General features: G+C 72.0%; 14 protein-coding genes. 7 read left to right on the forward strand and 7 right to left on the reverse strand.

What is annotated here, in order from left to right; genetic code table 11:
• Nucleotide 1 precedes the first annotated feature (1 nt).
• From ACGFNV_RS21555 to rsmH, 4 genes are read right to left on the reverse strand one after another with little or no spacing between them, the layout of a single operon-like run.
• Nucleotides 2-1,693: a UDP-N-acetylmuramoyl-L-alanyl-D-glutamate--2,6-diaminopimelate ligase gene (locus ACGFNV_RS21555; RefSeq protein ID WP_393624562.1), complete on the reverse strand. Its 1,692-nt coding sequence runs from the start codon at nucleotides 1,691-1,693 to the stop codon at nucleotides 2-4.
• 26 nt (nucleotides 1,694-1,719) lie between these two features.
• Complete coding sequence (locus ACGFNV_RS21560; protein WP_393624563.1) at nucleotides 1,720-3,669, reverse strand: peptidoglycan D,D-transpeptidase FtsI family protein; 1,950 nt, start codon at nucleotides 3,667-3,669, stop codon at nucleotides 1,720-1,722.
• 5 nt (nucleotides 3,670-3,674) lie between these two features.
• A complete protein-coding gene (locus ACGFNV_RS21565) occupies nucleotides 3,675-4,151 on the reverse strand; it encodes a hypothetical protein (RefSeq protein WP_393624564.1) in 477 nt (158 codons plus the stop codon).
• Between the two features lie 54 nt (nucleotides 4,152-4,205).
• Nucleotides 4,206-5,162 (reverse strand): 16S rRNA (cytosine(1402)-N(4))-methyltransferase RsmH, encoded by a 957-nt coding sequence (gene rsmH, locus ACGFNV_RS21570; protein WP_393624565.1) that lies wholly within the window; start codon nucleotides 5,160-5,162, stop codon nucleotides 4,206-4,208.
• A gap of 285 nt (nucleotides 5,163-5,447) precedes the next feature.
• On the opposite strand from rsmH, the gene ACGFNV_RS21575 reads away from it, so the two are divergent.
• From ACGFNV_RS21575 to ACGFNV_RS21590, 4 genes are all read left to right on the forward strand, one after another.
• Complete coding sequence (locus ACGFNV_RS21575; protein ID WP_393624566.1) at nucleotides 5,448-6,056, forward strand: beta-class carbonic anhydrase; 609 nt, start codon at nucleotides 5,448-5,450, stop codon at nucleotides 6,054-6,056.
• 235 nt (nucleotides 6,057-6,291) lie between these two features.
• A complete protein-coding gene (locus tag ACGFNV_RS21580) occupies nucleotides 6,292-7,329 on the forward strand; it encodes an AAA family ATPase (RefSeq protein WP_393624567.1) in 1,038 nt (345 codons plus the stop codon).
• On the forward strand, nucleotides 7,329-8,702 hold the full coding sequence (locus tag ACGFNV_RS21585) for a DUF58 domain-containing protein (protein WP_393624568.1): 1,374 nt from the start codon (nucleotides 7,329-7,331) through the stop codon (nucleotides 8,700-8,702). Before ACGFNV_RS21580 ends, ACGFNV_RS21585 begins: the two co-directional genes overlap by 1 nt.
• Nucleotides 8,699-11,200 carry a DUF3488 and DUF4129 domain-containing transglutaminase family protein gene (locus tag ACGFNV_RS21590; RefSeq protein WP_393624569.1) on the forward strand — a complete coding sequence of 834 codons (2,502 nt, stop codon included), beginning with the start codon at nucleotides 8,699-8,701 and terminating at the stop codon, nucleotides 11,198-11,200. The genes ACGFNV_RS21585 and ACGFNV_RS21590 overlap by 4 nt, the downstream gene beginning before the upstream one ends.
• A 214-nt stretch (nucleotides 11,201-11,414) precedes the next feature.
• On the opposite strand, the gene ACGFNV_RS21595 is transcribed toward ACGFNV_RS21590, so the two are convergent.
• The 3 genes from ACGFNV_RS21595 to ACGFNV_RS21605 form a co-directional block, all read right to left on the reverse strand.
• Entirely contained in the window at nucleotides 11,415-11,804 is a 390-nt protein-coding gene (locus ACGFNV_RS21595; RefSeq protein ID WP_133926912.1) for a DUF3040 domain-containing protein, read from the reverse strand.
• A 277-nt stretch (nucleotides 11,805-12,081) separates the two neighbouring features.
• Nucleotides 12,082-12,852, reverse strand: coding sequence for a methyltransferase (locus tag ACGFNV_RS21600; protein WP_393624570.1), 771 nt, complete (start codon nucleotides 12,850-12,852; stop codon nucleotides 12,082-12,084).
• Nucleotides 12,853-13,108: 256 nt separating this feature from the next.
• On the reverse strand, nucleotides 13,109-13,672 hold the full coding sequence (locus ACGFNV_RS21605) for an SAV_6107 family HEPN domain-containing protein (RefSeq protein WP_393624571.1): 564 nt from the start codon (nucleotides 13,670-13,672) through the stop codon (nucleotides 13,109-13,111).
• A gap of 171 nt (nucleotides 13,673-13,843) precedes the next feature.
• On the opposite strand from ACGFNV_RS21605, the gene ACGFNV_RS21610 reads away from it, so the two are divergent.
• From ACGFNV_RS21610 to ACGFNV_RS21620, 3 genes are read left to right on the forward strand one after another with little or no spacing between them, the layout of a single operon-like run.
• Nucleotides 13,844-14,665: an ATP-binding cassette domain-containing protein gene (locus ACGFNV_RS21610; RefSeq protein WP_393624572.1), complete on the forward strand. Its 822-nt coding sequence runs from the start codon at nucleotides 13,844-13,846 to the stop codon at nucleotides 14,663-14,665.
• Nucleotides 14,637-16,721 (forward strand): YhgE/Pip family protein, encoded by a 2,085-nt coding sequence (locus tag ACGFNV_RS21615; protein ID WP_393624573.1) that lies wholly within the window; start codon nucleotides 14,637-14,639, stop codon nucleotides 16,719-16,721. The genes ACGFNV_RS21610 and ACGFNV_RS21615 overlap by 29 nt, the downstream gene beginning before the upstream one ends.
• Nucleotides 16,722-16,765: 44 nt before the next feature.
• Nucleotides 16,766-17,395 (forward strand): TetR/AcrR family transcriptional regulator, encoded by a 630-nt coding sequence (locus tag ACGFNV_RS21620; RefSeq protein ID WP_393624574.1) that lies wholly within the window; start codon nucleotides 16,766-16,768, stop codon nucleotides 17,393-17,395.
• Nucleotides 17,396-17,573 lie beyond the last annotated feature (178 nt).

Genomic DNA, 17,573 nt, shown 5'->3' on the forward strand with positions numbered 1-17,573 from the left:
TTCATCCCTGGGTCTTCTGGATAGCTTCGCGAAGCACCTGGCGGTCGTCGAAGGGACGCACCACCCCGGCGATGTCCTGGCCCTGCTCATGGCCCTTGCCCGCGACCAGCACGGTGTCCCCGGGCTGCGCGCGGGCGACGACGGCTTCGATCGCCGCGGCCCGCTCCTCGAACAGCAGCACCTCGCCGCGCTCGTGGGAGGGCACGGAGGCCGCTCCCTCGAGCATGGTGGCGAGGATCGCCAGGGGGTCCTCGGAGCGGGGGTTGTCGGAGGTCAGTACGGCGGTGTCGGCGAGGCGCGCCGCGGCGGCGCCCATCGGGCCGCGCTTGGTCCGGTCGCGGTCGCCGCCGCAGCCGACCACGATGTGCACGCGGCCCTTGGTGACCTTGCGCAGGGCGCGCAGCACCGACTCGACGGCGTCCGTCTTGTGGGCGTAGTCGACGACCGCGAGGTACGGCTGCCCGACGTCCACGCGCTCCAGGCGCCCCGGTACGCCCGGCACGGCGGCGACGCCGTCGGCGGCGGTCTGCGGGTCGAGGCCGGCGCAGGCGAGGGCGACGACGGCGGCCAGGCTGTTGGCGACGTTGAAGGGGCCCGCCAGCGGCGACTTGGCGGCGATGCGCCGGCCGTCGGGGGCGACGATCGTGAACGTCGAGTCCAGGGGGCCGACCTCGACGTCCTCGGCGCGCCAGTCGGCGTCCGGGTGGCCCTCGGCGGAGAAGGTGACGACCGGGACGGTCGCCTCCCGGGCGAGCCGGCGGCCGTACTCGTCGTCGAAGTTGACCACGCCGAGTTTGCTGCGTTCCGGCGTGAACAGCTGCGCCTTGGCCCGGAAGTAGTCCTCCATGTCGGAGTGGAACTCCATGTGTTCCGGGCTGAGGTTGGTGAAGACGCCGATGTCGAAGACGCAGCCGTCGACCCGGCCGAGGACCAGGGCGTGGCTGGAGACCTCCATCGCGACCGCCTCGACGCCGCGCTCCCGCATGACCGCGAACAGGGCCTGCAGATCGGTGGCTTCGGGGGTGGTGCGCTCCGACTTGATGCGTTCGTCGCCGACGCGCATCTCGACCGTGCCGATGAGGCCGGTGGCACGCTCGCCCGCTCGCAGGCCGCCCTCGACGAGGTAGGCGGTGGTGGTCTTGCCGGAGGTTCCGGTGATGCCGATCTGGAGCAGATCGCGGCCGGGGTGGCCGTAGATCGTGGCGGCCAGCTCGCCCATCCGCGCGCGCGGGTCGTCGACGACCAGGACCGGCAGTCCGGTGGCCGCGGCGCGCTCGGCACCCGTCGGATCGGTCAGCACGGCGACCGCGCCCAGGCCGGCGGCCTGGGTGACGAAGTCGGCGCCGTGCAGGCGGGCGCCGGGCAGGGCGGCGTACAGATCGCCGGGGCGGACGGCGCGCGAGTCATGGGTGATGCCCGTGACCTCCGCGGTGTCCGCCGGGGTTTCCGGCTGCGCGGCACCCAGCTGATCGGCGAGCTCCGCGAGGGGTACGGCGGAGGTCTGGGCCGGCCTGGGCGGTCCCGGGTAGGTCACGGGGTGGCCCTTCTGGGTGGTTTGGGACTGATCAGCGTGTGGCACGGCGGTGAGCGTACCGGGCGCACCCGCTCCGGAGCGAAGCGAGGGCGTGGGCGAGGGCACGGGCAGGGGTGGGGACGAGGCGCGGTCCCCGGGATCGGGAGTGATCATGATCACGGATCGTTCCTGGCTGGTTGCGCTGATCAGGGTCGGTAGGTGACGGGCAGCTTGGCGGCCTTCGCTCCCGTGGGTGGGATCTGGAGCGACTTGAGCGCGAACTCCATCACCTGTTTGTAGACGGGGCCACAGATCTGGCCACCGAAGTAGCTGCCCGTGGTCGCGTTCTGGATGGCGCAGTAGACGGTGATGCGGGGCTTGTCGGCGGGGGCGAATCCGGCGAACGACGAGGTGTAGCCGTGGTACTTGCCGGTGGCCGGATCCACGCGGTTCGCCGTACCGGTCTTGCCCGCCACCCGGTAGCCGGGGATACGCGCCTTGGTCCCGGTGCCTTCCTCGTCGTCCACCACCGACTCCAGCATGTGGGCGAGGGTTTTCGCCGTCTTCGCGCTGACCACCCTTGTCTTCTTGGGCTTGGGGGCGGGTTCGAAGCGTCCGTCGGGTCCCTTGGTGCCGCGTACGAGCGTCGGTTCGACGCGTACGCCGTCGTTGGCGATGGTCGAGTAGACCGACGCGGCCTGCATCGCGTTGATGGACACACCCTGGCCGAAAGGAATCGTGTACTGCTGCGAGGTCGACCACTTGTCGGCCGGCGCGAGGATGCCCTTGGTCTCGCCGGGGAAGTCGAGGCCGGTGTAGTCGCCGATGCCGAACTTGCGGAGGTAGGAGTACAGGACCTGGTTGGCCTGGGCCTGGGTCTTGCCGAGCTGGCCGGTCGCCAGGATGGTGCCGATGTTGCTGGACTTGGCGAGCACGCCGTTGAGCGTGAGGTACCAGGTCGGGTGGTCGATGTCGTCCTTGAAGAGCCGGTCGCCGCGGTGCAGCCGGTTGGGCACGACGACGTGCGTCAGGGGTGTGGCGGCGTTCTCCTGGAGTACGGCGGCCATCGACATGACCTTGGCGGTGGAGCCGGGCTCGTAGGCGTCCTGGAGGGCCGCGTTGCCCATGGCGGCCGAGTTGGCCTGGGAGAGGTCGTTGGGGTCGAAGCCCGGTGAGTTGGCCATGGCCAGGACCTCCCCGGTCCGGGTGTCCTGGACGATCACGTAGCCGCGGTCCGCCTTGGACTCCTTCACCTGGTCGGTGATGGCGTTCTGCGCGGCCCACTGGATGTCGCGGTCGATGGTCAGTTCCACGTCGGAGCCGGACACGGCGGGCGTCTCGGTGGAGCCCGCGGTGGGGACCTGAAACCCGCCGGACTGGGCGTAGCGGATCTTGCCGTCCTTGCCGGCGAGGAGCCCGTTCAGCTGCTGCTCGACACCGCCACCGCCCTTGCCCTCGTCGTTGACCCAACCCAGTATCCCGGCGGCCAGGTCGCCGTTCGGGTAGACGCGTTTGCTGCTGGACACCGAGAAGACGCCCGCGAGGACGTTGACGGTGGAGGGGTCGGTCTCGCCCTTGGCGACGAGCGCGGTCCGCAGGTCCTTGATCTGCTTCCAGACCTGCGGGGTCTGCCGACGGGCGAGCATGACGTACTGCCCCTTCGTCTTCAGCTTCTTGGTCAGCGTCTCCTGGTCCTGGCCGAGGATGGGGGCGAGCAGGGCGGCCGCCTGCTCGGGGCCGTCGCCGACCTTCAGCTGCTTGCTCGTGAACATCGTGGGGTCGGCCGTGATGTCGTAGGCGTCGACGCTGGTGGCGAGGGCCACGCCGGAGCGGTCGGTGATCCCGCCGCGCTCGGCGGCGAGGACGTAGCCGACGTAGCGGTTGCGCTCGGCCTTGGCCGCGTACGTGCTCGCGTCGACCGCCTGGACCTGGAGCAGTCGCACGACGAAGGCGATCATCACCAGGGTCAGCGCCAGCCCGACCAGCCGCAGCCGGGGGCGGGGGCTGCCGAGCCGGATGACACGCGGCGCCGGGGACCGGGACTGACTCGGGCGCCGGGCCGGGCGGGCGCCGGGACCGGGGCGCCGCTGATGGCCGGGACGCGCGGGCCGGGCGGGGCCGGGCACCCGGCGGCGCGGCGGTTCCCTGTCGGACACTTCCGTCACCTGCCGGGGGTCGTGGTGGGCGTGGAGGGTTGGGCGGCGGCGGTCAGGGCCTCGGGGGCCAGGACCAGGGGGGCGCTCATGGAGGTCTGCGTGCCGCCGGCGGCGGGGGCGGGGCTGGGGACGCCCTTGACGGTGCCGTCGGGGTCGAGGAAGGCGGGGTCGCCGCCGGGCACCATGCCGAGCTCGCGGGCGCGCCGCTGGAGGGCGTCGGGGGCGGAGTAGGCGTCGATGTCCCGCTGGAGGGCCTGTTCCTCGTCGGTGAGGTTCTTGGTGTCCCGCTGGAGGTCGCCCATCTTGAACACACCTTCGCTGAGCGCGGAGTTCAGCACCAGCAGCCCGATGAGGCCGCCGCCGAGGAGCAGGACGACGAGGAGGACGAAGGGCGTACGGGCCGCCTGACCGGAGCCCGTCGCACTGGGGAAGAGCCGTGCGAGCCGGGCAGCCCTGCCTCTCAGTTCGGGTTTCCTACTCACCCGCCCTCCCCTGAGTTCGAGTTTCCAACCCGGCCGCCCGCCCCTTGGCCTGCGTCACTCCACGTCCTCCCTGATGCGCTGGGCCCCGCGCAGCCGCGCCGGGGCCGCCCGCCGGTTCTCGGCGACCTCTTCCTCGGTGGGAAGTTCGGCACCGCGCGTGAGCAGCTTGAGCCGGGGCTGGTAGCGCTCGGGGACCACCGGCAGCCCGGGCGGGGCGGTGGAGGCGGCGCCGGCCGCGAAGACCTGCTTGACCAGCCGGTCCTCCAGCGAGTGGTACGACAGCACCGCGATCCGCCCGCCGACGTCGAGCGTCTTCACGGCGGCCGGGATCGCGTCCTCCAGGACGCTGAGCTCCCCGTTGACCTCGATGCGCAGCGCCTGGAAGGTGCGCTTGGCGGGGTTGCCGCCGGTGCGCTTGGCGGCCTGCGGGAGCGCGTCCCGGATCAGCTCGACGAGCCGCGCGCTGTTGCTGAACGGCTCCTTCTCGCGCTCGCGCACGATGGCGCCCACGATGCGCTTGGCCTGCTTCTCCTCGCCGTAGGCGCGCAGGATCCGCACGAGTTCCCCGGGCGGGTAGGTGTTGAGGACCTCGGCCGCGCTGACGCCGGTCGTCTGGTCCATCCGCATGTCGAGGGGGGCGTCCTGCGCGTAGGCGAAGCCGCGGTCGGCCTCGTCGAGCTGCATGGAGGAGACGCCGAGGTCGAACAGAACGCCCCGCACGCGCGCGATGCCGAGCCGGTCGAGCACGTCGGGCAGCTCGTCGTAGACCGCGTGCACGAGGGTGGCGCGCTCCCCGTACCGGGCCAGGCGCTCGCCGGACAGCCGCAGGGCCTCCTTGTCGCGGTCGAGGGCGACGAGCCGGGCCTCGGGGAACCTCTCCAGCAGGGCCTCGCTGTGGCCGCCGAGGCCCAGGGTGCAGTCGACGACGACCGCTCCCGGTGCCTCCAGCGCGGGTGCCAGCAGGTCCAGGCACCGCTGGAGCATGACCGGGACGTGTCGACTCTGGCTCAAGGGGCCCTCTCAGGTCCGGCGCGGGCCGTACGCGAGGCCGAGCCGTCCGTACGCGCCGCGCACGTAAGGGGAGATCTCCGGCGGGCTCGCCGGGTCCCAGGGGGATTCAGTCCAGCAGGGAGAGCCTCGCCTCCCGCCTCGCGTCACTTTAGTGCACGGGGTCACGCGGTCAATCAACCGGCCTGCGCGTCGCGGACAGACCCTGTCAATACGCGATACACCAGGAGAAAGCACCCGTGTGGGCGCGCTCTCACCCTCCGTGTGGATTACCTCACACAGGCCGTCATGGCGGTTTTTTTCCCCTCTCACAACAGGCCCGGAACCGCCGTGACCAGTACCGTCATGAATATGACGACCTCCGCATCCGTTCCCACCACGTCCGAAGGCGCCATAAACGGCGGCACCGTCACCGACCGCCTCGTCGGGGCGAACGAGCGGTACGCCGCCGCGTTCACCGACCCCGGGATGGACGCCCGCCCCGTGCTGCGCGTCGCGGTCGTGGCCTGCATGGACGCCCGTATCGACCTGCACGCCGCCCTCGGCCTGCAGCTCGGCGACTGTCACACCATCCGCAACGCGGGCGGCGTGGTCACCGACGACGTGATCCGCTCACTCACCATCAGCCAGCGCAAGCTCGGCACGCGCAGCGTGGTCCTGATCCACCACACCGGCTGCGGACTGGAGGCGATCACCGAGGACTTCCGCACCGAGCTGGAGATGGAGGTCGGCCAGCGCCCCGCCTGGGCGGTGGAGGCGTTCCGGGACGTCGATCAGGACGTGCGGCAGTCGATGCAGCGGGTGCGCACCTCGCCGTTCATGCTGCACACCGACGACGTGCGCGGCTTCGTCTTCGACGTGAAGACGGGGCTGTTGCGCGAGGTCGACCCGGCGTAACCATCCCACGTCACGCTCGTTTCTCGGAAACCTCGCGCCCCTGGACCCGCATAAGGCGTTAAGACCGACATATCGCGGGCAGTTGTCCACAGGCGAGTGACACGAATCGGTAACGGCAGCAAGAATGCGGTTGTGGCGCCGCTGAGTCTTTCGCGGGTGGCGTCCGTGATTCGGGGTGGGCCGGTCCGCAGCGCAAGGCATCGGCCCGGAGAAAGTACGGGCCGAGGAGGGCCGGGTGACGACCTATGACGAGCGTGCGAGCCTTACAGATCTGACTGCCACCGTGGAGCGGGTCCGCAGTTCTGTGGAGCAGGTGATCGAGGGCAAGCCCGAGGTCGTACGGCTTTCGCTGACCGTGCTGCTCGCCGAGGGACATCTTCTGATCGAGGATGTCCCCGGCGTGGGCAAGACGATGCTCGCGAAGGCGCTGGCGCGCTCCATCGACTGCTCGGTGCGCCGCATCCAGTTCACGCCCGACCTGCTGCCCTCGGACATCACGGGTGTGTCCATCTGGGACCAGCAGCGTCGGGACTTCGAGTTCAAGCCGGGCGCGATCTTCGCGCAGATCGTGATCGGCGACGAGATCAACCGGGCCTCGCCGAAGACCCAGTCGGCGCTCCTGGAGTCACTGGAGGAGCGCCAGGTCACCATCGACGGGCAGACCTACGAGCTGCCCAGTCCCTTCATGGTCGTGGCCACGCAGAACCCGGTCGAGATGGAGGGCACCTACCCGCTGCCGGAGGCCCAGCGCGACCGCTTCATGGCCCGGGTCTCCATCGGCTACCCGAGCGCGGAGGCCGAGCTGCAGATGCTCGACGTCCACGGCGGGATCAGTCCCCTGGACGACCTCCAGCCGGTGGCGCACGCGCACGAGATCGTGAAGCTGATCGACGCCGTCCGCGGCGTCCACGTCGCCGACGCGGTCCGGCGGTACGCGGTGGACCTGGTCGCGGCCACCCGCACCCATCCGGACCTCAGACTCGGCGCCTCGCCGCGTGCCACGCTGCATCTGCTGCGCGCGGCGAAGGCGTCCGCGGCCCTCAGCGGCCGGGAGTACGCGCTCCCGGACGATGTGCAAGCGCTTGCCGTCGCCGTCCTGGCGCACCGCCTGCTGCCCACCGCGCAGGCCCAGCTCAACCGGCGCACGGCGGAACAGGTCACGCAGGAGATCCTCCAGCAGACTCCCGTCCCCGCGGCCCCCCAGCAGCAGGGCTACGGCGGTCTGGGCACCGGCACGCAGGCCTACGGCCAGCAGCCGCCGCGGAGGCTGTGATGACCTCCGGCAGTACGGGCCAGGCAGGGCCGGGCCGGGGAGACAGCCAGGGAGAAAAGGGCGGGTTCCGAACGGCCCTGGCCGGCCTGACCACCCGAGGACGCTCCTTCCTGGCCGCCGGGATCGCCGCCGCGATATGCGCGTACGTCCTCGGCCAGGCCGACCTGCTCCGCGTCGGCATGCTGCTCGCGGTGCTGCCCCTGGTCTGCGCGGCCGTCCTCTACCGCACCCGCTACCGGGTGGCCGGCAGCCGCCGGCTCTCCCCCGCGCGGGTGCCCGCGGGCAGCGAGGCCCGTGTCCATCTGCGGATGGACAACGTCTCCCGCCTGCCCACCGGCCTGCTCATGCTCCAGGACCGGGTGCCCTACGTCCTCGGCCCGCGCCCCCGCTTCGTCCTCGACCGGGTCGAGGCGGGCGGTCGGCGCGAGGTGTCCTACCGGGTCCGCTCCGACCTGCGCGGCCGCTACCCGCTGGGCCCGCTGCAACTGCGCCTGAACGACCCGTTCGGTCTGTGCGAGCTGACCCGGTCCTTCTCCACGTACGACACCCTGACGGTGATCCCGCGCGTGGAGGCGCTGTCGCCGGTGCGCTTCAGCGGGGAGGCCAAGGGCTACGGCGACGGACGGCAGCGCTCGCTCGCCCTGGCCGGCGAGGACGACGTGATCCCGCGCGGGTACCGCTACGGCGACGACCTGCGCCGGGTGCACTGGCGCTCCACCGCGCGCTATGGCGAGCTGATGGTGCGCCGCGAGGAACAGCCGCAGCGCTCCCGCTGCACGGTGCTGCTCGACACCCGGGGCCTCGCCTTCCAAGGCGCCGGCCCCGACTCGGCCTTCGAGTGGGCGGTCTCGGGCACCGCTTCCGTGCTGGTGCACATGCTGGAGCGGGGCTTCTCCGTGCGTCTGCTCACCGACACCGGCAACTCGGTGCCCGGCGAGGGCGCCGACGGGTTCGCCGGCGCGAACCAGGAGTCGGCGGACGCGGCCGGGCTGATGATGGACACCCTCGCCGTGATCGACCACTCGGACGGCACGGGCCTGTCCCGGGCGTACGACGTGCTGCGCGGCGGCCACGAGGGGCTGCTGGTGGCCTTCTTCGGCGACCTCGACGAGGAACAGGCCACGGTGGCGGCCAAGATGCGCCACCGCAGCGGCGGCGCCCTCGCCTTCGTACTGGACAGCGAGACCTGGGTGCGTGAACCGAATGACGTGCCCGCTCCGATGAACAGGACGGAGGAGCGGCTGCGGATGCTGCGCGAGGCGGGCTGGACCGCCCTGAGCGTGCCCCGGGGCGCTCCGTTGGACGACCTGTGGCGGCGGGCGGACCGCGAGCGCACGGGCGTCGTGACGGCGAGTGGAAAGGCGGGTTCATGAGCGGGCGGGCACGACTGACGCTGTGCGCCTGGGCGGCCACGCTGCTGGCGTCGTGCGCCCTGCTCCCCCTGGTCGACCCGGCCACATGGATCCTCCAGGCCGCCGCCCTGCTCGGCATCCAGTCCGGGGTGGGCGCGCTCACCCGGCGGGTGCCGCTGGCCCGGGCGCTGACGGTGGCGGCGCAGACCGTGGTCACGCTGATGCTGCTGACCCTGACCTTCGCCCACGGGCAGGCGATCGCCGGGATCATCCCCGGCCCCGAGGCCTTCGGGCACTTCGCCGACCTGCTCCAGCGGGGCTCCGACGACGTGGCACGGTACGCGATCCCGGCGCCGCTGTCCGACGGCATCCGGCTGATGCTCATCGGCGGGGTGCTGATCATCGGGCTGATGGTGGACACCCTCGCGGTGACCTTCCGCAGCGCCGCCCCGGCCGGTCTGCCGCTGCTCGCGCTGTACTCCGTCGCCGCGGGGCTGGCGGACGGCGCGGCCGACTGGCTGTGGTTCCTGGCCGCGGCGGCCGGCTATCTGATGCTGCTGCTCGCCGAGGGCCGGGAGCGGCTCTCCCAGTGGGGCCGGGTCTTCGGTGGCACGGCCCGCTCCGGGGGCGGCGAACCCGGCCCGGTGGCGCCGATCCGCACCGGGCGCCGCATCGGCGCGGTCGCGCTGGGCGTCGCCCTCGTGGTGCCGCTGCTGCCGCTGCCCGCGATACAGGGCGGCCTGCTGGACAGCGCCCGGACCGGGGTGGGAGTGGGGACCGGCGGCGGGGGCACGATCTCCGCGGTGAACCCCCTGGTGTCGCTGCGCGACAGTCTGAACGTGGACGAGGACCGCCAGGTGCTCTCCCTGCGGACGAGCACGAGCGACATCTCCGACCTCTATCTGCGGATCGTCTCCCTGGACGACTTCGACGGCACCACCTGGAAGCCGTCCAAGCGGCACATCGTCGCCGTGCCGGACGAGTTGCCCACGCCGCCGGGCCTCGGCCCCGATGTCCGGCGCTCCGCGGTCCGCACCCAGGTCTCGGCCGCCGACTGGTACGCCCAGGACTGGCTGCCGATGCCGTACCCGCCGAGCGGCGTGAAGATCAAGGGCAACTGGCGTTACGAACCCGTCGGCATGACCCTGGTCGGCGACCACGGTCAGAAGACGCGCGGGGCGACGTACGAGGTGACCAGCCTCGATGTGCAGCCGACGGCGGAGCAGCTCGAGGACGCGCCGGCGCCACCGGAGTCCCTGCGGAGCCAGTACACGAAGGTGCCGGACTCGCTGCCCTCGGTGGTGTCCCGGACCGCCCGCGAGGTGACCAAGGGCTCGACGAGCGACTACGAGCGTGCGGTCAAGCTCCAGGACTACTTCGCCGTGACCGGCGGCTTCACCTACGACACCGAGGTGGAGGTCGGCACCGGACCGGACGCGATCGCCCGCTTCCTGCGGGACAAGCAGGGCTTCTGCGTCCACTTCTCCTTCGCGATGGCGTCGATGGCCCGCACTCTGGGCATACCCGCGCGGGTCGCCGTGGGCTTCGCTCCCGGTTCCCCGCAGGCGGACGGTTCGGTGTCGGTGGGCCTGAAGGACGCCCACGCCTGGCCCGAGCTCTATTTCGAGGGCGTGGGCTGGACCCGCTTCGAGCCCACCCCCAACCGCGGTACGACTCCCGCGTACACGCTGCCGGACACTCCGGGCAGCACCCTTCCCGACCTGCCGCAGGCCTCACGTTCCGCGAACGCGGCTCCGTCGACCGCGCCGTCGGCGAGCGCGAGCTGCTCGGCGGAGCAGAAGAAGATCGAGGGATGCAGCGGTGCGCTGCCGCTGGACCCGGGGCAGTCGGACGACGCCGGCCCACCCTGGTACAAGATCCTCTGGTGGACGCTGCTGGGCGTCGCGGCGGTGGTCCTGCCGTTGCTGCCGATGCTGTGGCGGTTCAGAAGGCGCTCGGTGCGGCTGGCCTCGGCCCAGCACACGGCGTCCGCCACCGGGCTCGCCCGGGAGCGCGGCAAGGAGCGTGGGGGCGAGCGGTACGCGGGGGAGGTCTCCGTGGAGGCGCCGCCCGGCGAGGTGGCGTCCAAGCAGGCCAGTGAGGTGGCCGTCGGACATGTCCTGGCGGTGTGGCGTGAACTCACCGACACGGCGTGGGACTACGGCATCGTGCCGGACGACGCCCTGACGCCGCGCAAGGCGGCGGCGCGGATCGTGCGGCTCGGGGAGCTCGACGAGCCGACGGCCGCTTCGGTGCACCGGGTGGCCGGCGCCGTGGAGCAGGTGCTGTTCGCGCCTCAGCCGCGAGCGGAGACCGGCCTGGCCGACGACGTGCGCCGGCTGCGGGCGGCACTGCGCTCCAAGGCCGGCTGGACCACCAGGTTGCGTGCCGTCGTGGCGCCCCGCTCGGCCGTCCGTGCGGTGTGGGACCTCTCCGACCGCTGGACGTCCCTGAAGGCCCGCTCGGCCGCCCGCTGGGCGGAACTGCTGCGCCGCCCGTCAGGCCAGCAGAGCGGCTGACGGCGGAGCAGCGCGGCCGGCGACAGAGACGGTGAGCGGCCCTCGCCCGGAGTGTTCCGGGCGGGGGCCGCTTGTCATGAGGGGGAAGCCGCTGCCATGGGCCAGCATGTCCTGCTTGTCGGTGGGCGCGCATGCTTGAGGGGGTGACCACCCGGTGGTGGTCACCCCCTCACTGCGTCTGTATGCAGGGAGCCATAGGTGAAGCTCGCGGCTGTCAGTGGCCCTGTTCGTCGCGGCGGCGCTGCCAGCGCTGCTCGATACGGTCCATCATGGAGCGCTTCTGGCGGCTCTGCCGGCGGGCGTGCGGTGCCCCGGCGGGCTGTTCGCCCGGCTTGGGGGCCTTGCGCCAGCCGGTCACGGCGAGCACGGCACAACCCAGCATGACCAGGAAGCCGACCACGCTGAGCCACACCTGCTTGGCGACCATTCCGGCCATGAGGAGCGCGATACCTACGAGGAAGCCCGCGACCGCCTGGTAGACCCGTCGCCGGGTGTACGTACGCAGCCCACTTCCCTCGAGCGCTGTCGCGAACTTGGGATCTTCGGCGTACAGCGCTCGCTCCATCTGCTCGAGCATGCGCTGCTCGTGCTCCGAGAGCGGCACGGAGTCCTCCTCATCGTGCAGTCGCCGGGGCGACCCGGGGGGTCCCTTCAGGATAGGCAGGGAATCGCCCCCGTGAAACCCGCCCCTCTACGCCAATTGGCCAACCGAAATCCGTCATGAACATCCCGGCTCGCTGAAGATTCCATTCCCCGGCGGCCGACCCGTCATGCCGGGTGGTCTCCTTCGATCATACGGCGCACGGCGCCCGAACGGGGGGCCTGTGGCGTACTCCATGCGCAGCCGAGGTGCTGATCAGGGGGATGCCACGGGGGGCGGCTCACGCCTCCCTGGCCTCCGGAGTCTCGCCGAGCACATGAAGCTGTGTGGCGACGGAGCGGAAGGCCGGGATTTCGGCCGCCGCCTCCTCCAGCTTCAGCAGCGCCTCCAGCGCTCCGGGCTCGGTGTCGACGAGCACCCCGGGGACGAGGTCGGCGAAGACCCGCACACCGTGCACGGCGCCGACGGTCAGGCCGGCGCCCTCGACCAGCGCGGTGAGCTGGTCGGCGGTGAAGCGGCGGGGCACGGGGTCGCCCTCGCCCCAGCGGCCGTCCGGGTCGCCGAGGGCCTGCCTGGCCTCCTTGAAGTGCCCGGCGAGGGCGCGCGCGAGCACGGCACCGCCGAGACCGGCGGCGAGCAGGCTGAGGACGCCCTCGGAACGCAGGGCGGCCACGGCGTTGCTGATGCCCTCGGCCGGGTCGTCGACGTACTCCAGGACGCCGTGGCACAGCACGACGTCGTATCCGCCGCGCTCGACCACGTCGAAGAGGCCGTGGGCGTCGCCCTGGACGCCCTGCACGCGGTCGGCGACGCCGGCCTCGGCGGCGCGGCGCTCCAGGGCGAACAGCGCGTTGGGACTGGGGTCGACGACGGTGACCCGGTGGCCGAGGCGGGCGACGGGCACAGCGAACTTGCCGCTGCCGCCTCCGGTGTCGAGGACGTCCAGCGACTCCCGGCCCGTGGCCTTGACGCGGCGGTCGAGGGCGTCCTGGAGGACCTCCCAGACGACGGCGGTACGCAGGGAGGCGCGGGGTCGCAGCGGTTCCGACACGGCAGTTGACTCCTCGGCGCGGCACCGCCTCTTGCGCGGCGGAGCGAACGGGCTGCCCGCCCCTGACGGGACACCGACGAGGGGAGGCTTCAGGCGCCCTCCACCCTATTGCCTCCGACCCCGGCCCCGGTCACTCAGGCACCGCAGACCGCCGACCGTCTCGCACGCCGGACGCCGCGTCACGAGCGCGCGAAGACCCGGGTGCGCTCAGGCCGGAGCCACCCGGGTGCGCTGCGCCCGAATCAACCGAGTGCGCTCACCCCGCGTCCGGCATCGCCGCCCCCTCGTGCGGGTGCTCGCCCTCCCCCGGGTCCTGGCGTGGCTGCGGGAGGACCGGCTGGAGGACCAGCATCCGCTCGACCAGGCGCAGGAACATCGCCACGTCACGTATCAGGTCATCGGCGTCCCGTCGGCTCGCCGCGCCCTGGATGCCCGCCTCGGCACGGGCGCGGCGCCGGGCCCCGGAGGCGAACAGCGCGCTCCACTCGGTGAGTTCGGGCGCGATCTCGGGGAGCACTTCCCACGCGCTCCTGATGCGCGCCCGGCGTCGGGACGTGGGTTCGGGGCGCCCGCGGGCGGCCAGCACGGCGGCCGCGGTGCGCAGGGCGGCCAGGTGTGCCGTCGCGTAGCGCTCGTTGGGTGTTTCGAGGACGGCTGCCTCGTCGAGTCCGGCCCGGGCCTGGGCGAGCAGGTCCAGGGCGGCGGGCGGGGCCGAGGACCGGCGGAGCACGGGGTGGACGTCGCTCGCCGGTCCGGTCAGTGAGGGGGCAGGGCCGGTGGCGCGGCGCCGGCGGGCGGCGGCTGCGTTGTAGCTGGCCATGACGAACCTCCTGTCGTCTGGGTGACGGCACGCCTACTACGAGGTGCCGTATGTGCCCATCGTGCGGTATGGCACTGACAATCCGTTCTGACCTGGGCTTTTGCTTCGATCGACAGTTCGGGTTAGTTTTTGCACTGACCAGTCAGTTCAAATACACACCAGGGGATGGCCATGGGGGAATCCCAGGACGGCCTCGCCGTCAGGGCCCGGGACCTGGGGCTCAAAGGGCCCCGCGGCTGGGCGTTCCGCGGGATCGCCGTCGAGGCGGAACCCGGATCGCTGATAGCGGTCGAGGGGCCCTCGGGCTCGGGGCGCACGAGCCTGCTGCTCGCCCTGACCGGGCGGATGAGGCCCACGGAGGGGACCGCGACCGTCGGCGGCTTCGAGCTGCCCAGGCGGATGGCGGCCCTGCGCCGCGCGAGCGCGCTCGCCCACGTCCCCGGCGTCACCGACCTCGACCCGGCGCTGACCGTCGGCGAGCACCTGCGCGAACGGGCCCTGCTGGAGCGGCGCTTCGGCGGCACCGTACGGGGGCTGCTGCGGTCACGCGCCGAGCGCGAGGCGGAGGCCGCGCTGCGCGTCGACACCGCGCTGGCCGCCGCCGGTCTCGACCGGGAGGCGCTGCCGAAGGGGTCCCGGACCGCCGTACGCGACCTGGAACGCATGGAGGCCCTGCGCCTGTCCGTCGCCCTCGCTCTCGTCGGCCGCCCCCGGCTGCTCGGCGTCGACGACACGGACCTCAAGCTCTCCGACGCCGAACGGGCCGAGGTCTGGGCTCTGTTGAAGTCACTGGCGGAGGCCGGGACGACGGTCGTGGCGGTGTGCAGCGAGGCCCCGGACGGCGCGGTCACCGTGTCGACCCGTGAAGCCCCGGTGACGCCCGGCAAGGACGACAAGGACGACAAGGACGACACGGACGACAGCAAGGACGACAAGGACGAGGACGACAAGGAGGAGAACGCCGATGCGGTCGCCGAAACTCGCAGCGCTTGAGCTCCGCCGCTTCGGCCGCGGCAAACTCCCGCGCGCCGCCCTGGTGGCGCTCCTGCTGCTGCCGCTGCTGTACGGCGCCCTGTACCTGTGGTCCTTCTGGGATCCGTACGGCCGGCTGGACCGCATCCCCGTGGCGCTGGTGAACGACGACAGGGGCGCGACGGCCGACGGAAAGAAGATCCGCGCGGGCGACGACATCACCCGGGGCCTGCGCGACAGCGAGACGTTCGACTGGCACGAGGTGAGTGCGGCTCAGGCACGCGCGGGCGTGGAGGACGGCACGTACTACCTGTCGCTGACCATGCCCGCCGACTTCAGTCGGCGCATCGCCTCCAGCTCGGGCGACTCCCCCGAGACGGGCGCGCTCCAGGTGCGGACGAACGACGCCAACAACTACATCGTCGGGCAGATCTCCCGGACGGTCTTCAGCGAGGTGCGCACGGCGGCGTCCACGAAGACGTCGCGGTCGTTCCTGGACAGGATCTTCGTCTCGTTCTCAGACATCCACGGCGAGACGGTGAAGGCGGCGGACGGGGCCGACAAGCTCAAGGGCGGCATCGGGAAGGCCGAAGAGGGCTCCAAGGACCTCGCGGACGGCCTGAAGGACGCCGAGGACGGCAGCGGCAAGCTCTCCAAGGGCCTGAGGAAGCTCAACAAGGGCGCGGGCGACCTGGAGGACGGCTCGAAGAAGGTCGCGGACGGCACCCAGGCCCTCGCCGACAAGGTCAACGGTTTCGCCGGGAAGGTCGGGCCGTTCCTGAAGGACAACGAGAAGGCGATCGGGGACACCGCCCAGTTCGTCGCCGACTCGGCCGGAACGATCCGCGACGGCCTCGACACCCTGGTGAAGCAGGCTCCGGTCGCCGCCGACAACGCCCGCGCGGACTCCGACGACCTGAACGCCGTCTACAAGACGCGCTGCGAGACCCCGGTGCTGCCCGACGCCGCCTGCTCCGACCTCAAGAAGGCGAAGGACGCGGCGGCCGATGTCGCCACCGTCGCCGATGACCTCGACACACTGGTCACCGGCCACGACGAGGACCTCAAGAAGCTCGACACGCACCTCGAGGCGCTCCAGAAGCAGGCCCAGGCGCTCGCCGACGACGCGCCCCACCTCTCCTCCGACCTCGACGACGCCGTCGCCAAGGTCAACGACCTGAACGACGGCGCCCAGAAGGTCTCCGCGGGCGCGAAGAAGCTGCACACGGGTGTGGGCACCGCCAAGACCGGCGCGGTCGACCTGGACGAGGGCGTGGGCAAGCTCAAGACCGGCGCCGACGACCTCAACGGCGGCATGTTCAAGCTGGTCGACGGCTCGGGCAAGCTCGCCGGGGGCCTGCACGACGGGGCCGAGCAGATCCCGGACTACGACAAGCAGGACCGCGACCGGCGCACCTCCGTCATGGCCGACCCCGTGCGGCTCGCCTCCAAGGACCTGCACAAGGCGCCCAACTACGGCACCGGTTTCGCCCCGTACTTCATCCCGCTGTCCCTGTGGGTCGGCGCGATGGTGGCGTACATGCTGATCCCGCCGATGAACCGGCGGGCGCTCGCGACGGGCGCCCCGGCGTGGCGGATCGCCCTGGCGGGCTGGTTGCCGGTGGTGGCGGTCGGGGTGCTCCAGACGACGGCCCTGATGGCGGTGCTGCACTGGGCGGTCGGCCTGGAGATGGTGCGGGCGGCCGGGACGGTGGGCTTCCTGTTCCTGGTGACGGCGTGCTTCGCGGCGCTCGTGCAGTGGCTCAACGCCCGGTTCGGGGCGGCGGGCCGGATCCTGGTCCTCGCCCTGCTGATGCTCCAGCTGACGTCCGCGGGCGGCACCTACCCCGTGCAGACCAGCCCGGGCTTCTTCAACGCACTGCACCCGTTCCTGCCGATGAGTTACGTCGTCGACGCCCTGCGCAGGCTCATCACCGGCGGCGGTCTCGGCCCGGTGTGGAGGGCGTGCGCGGTCCTGGCCGCCTTCACCGCGGGCGCCCTCGCGCTGACCGCGCTGTCGGCGCGCCGCCGTCAGGTGTGGACGCTCGACCGGCTGCACCCGGAGCTGAGCCTGTGACCACGAGGATCTCAGGGGAGACGGTTCCTGTGACAATCAGGGCCATGGAAAGCAGCAGCACCACGTCGGGCGGCAGCTCGCGCCGTGAGGCCACCCGGCAGAAGCTCTACGAGGCGGCCGTCACCCTCATCGCCGAACAGGGCTTCTCCGCCACCACGGTGGACGAGATCGCCGAGCGGGCCGGCGTCGCGAAGGGCACCGTCTACTACAACTTCGCCAGCAAGTCAGTGCTCTTCGAGGAGTTGCTGCGGCACGGTGTGGGCCTCCTCACCGCGTCCCTGCGGGAGGCTGCCGAGCGGACGGCCCGCGAGGGCGGCACCAAGGTGGACGCCCTGGACGCGATGATCCGCGCGGGTCTCGTCTTCATCGACCGCTACCCGGCCTTCACGCAGCTGTACGTGGCCGAGCTGTGGCGCACCAACCGGGCCTGGCAGTCCACCCTCATGGTGGTCAGGCAGGAGGCGGTGGCGGTCGTCGAGGCCGTCCTGCGCGAGGGCATCGAGGGCGGGGAGTTCAGCGACGAGATCGACGTCCCGCTGACCGCGGCCGCGCTGGTCGGCATGGTCCTGGTGGCCGCCCTGGACTGGCAGGCGTTCCAGCCGGAGCGCTCCCTCGACGACGTCCACTCGGCGCTGTCCCGGCTGTTGCAGGGGCGGGTGAGCGGCAGGCACTGAAGCCGGGGCCCGGACATGCGAAAGCGCCGGTCCGCCGTGGCCACGTCCCCCGTGTGCCACCGCCGAACCGGCGCTTCCGCGTGCTCCCCCCGTTTTCCCCGTTCCCCCGTTCCCCCCCGATCCCCCGTTCGGTCGTTCCCCCGCGTTCCCCCCGTGCCTCGCTCCCGCCGAACGTGTC

It is taken from the genome of Streptomyces sp. NPDC048751, from assembly GCF_043198595.1.
Lineage (GTDB): Bacteria > Actinomycetota > Actinomycetes > Streptomycetales > Streptomycetaceae > Streptomyces.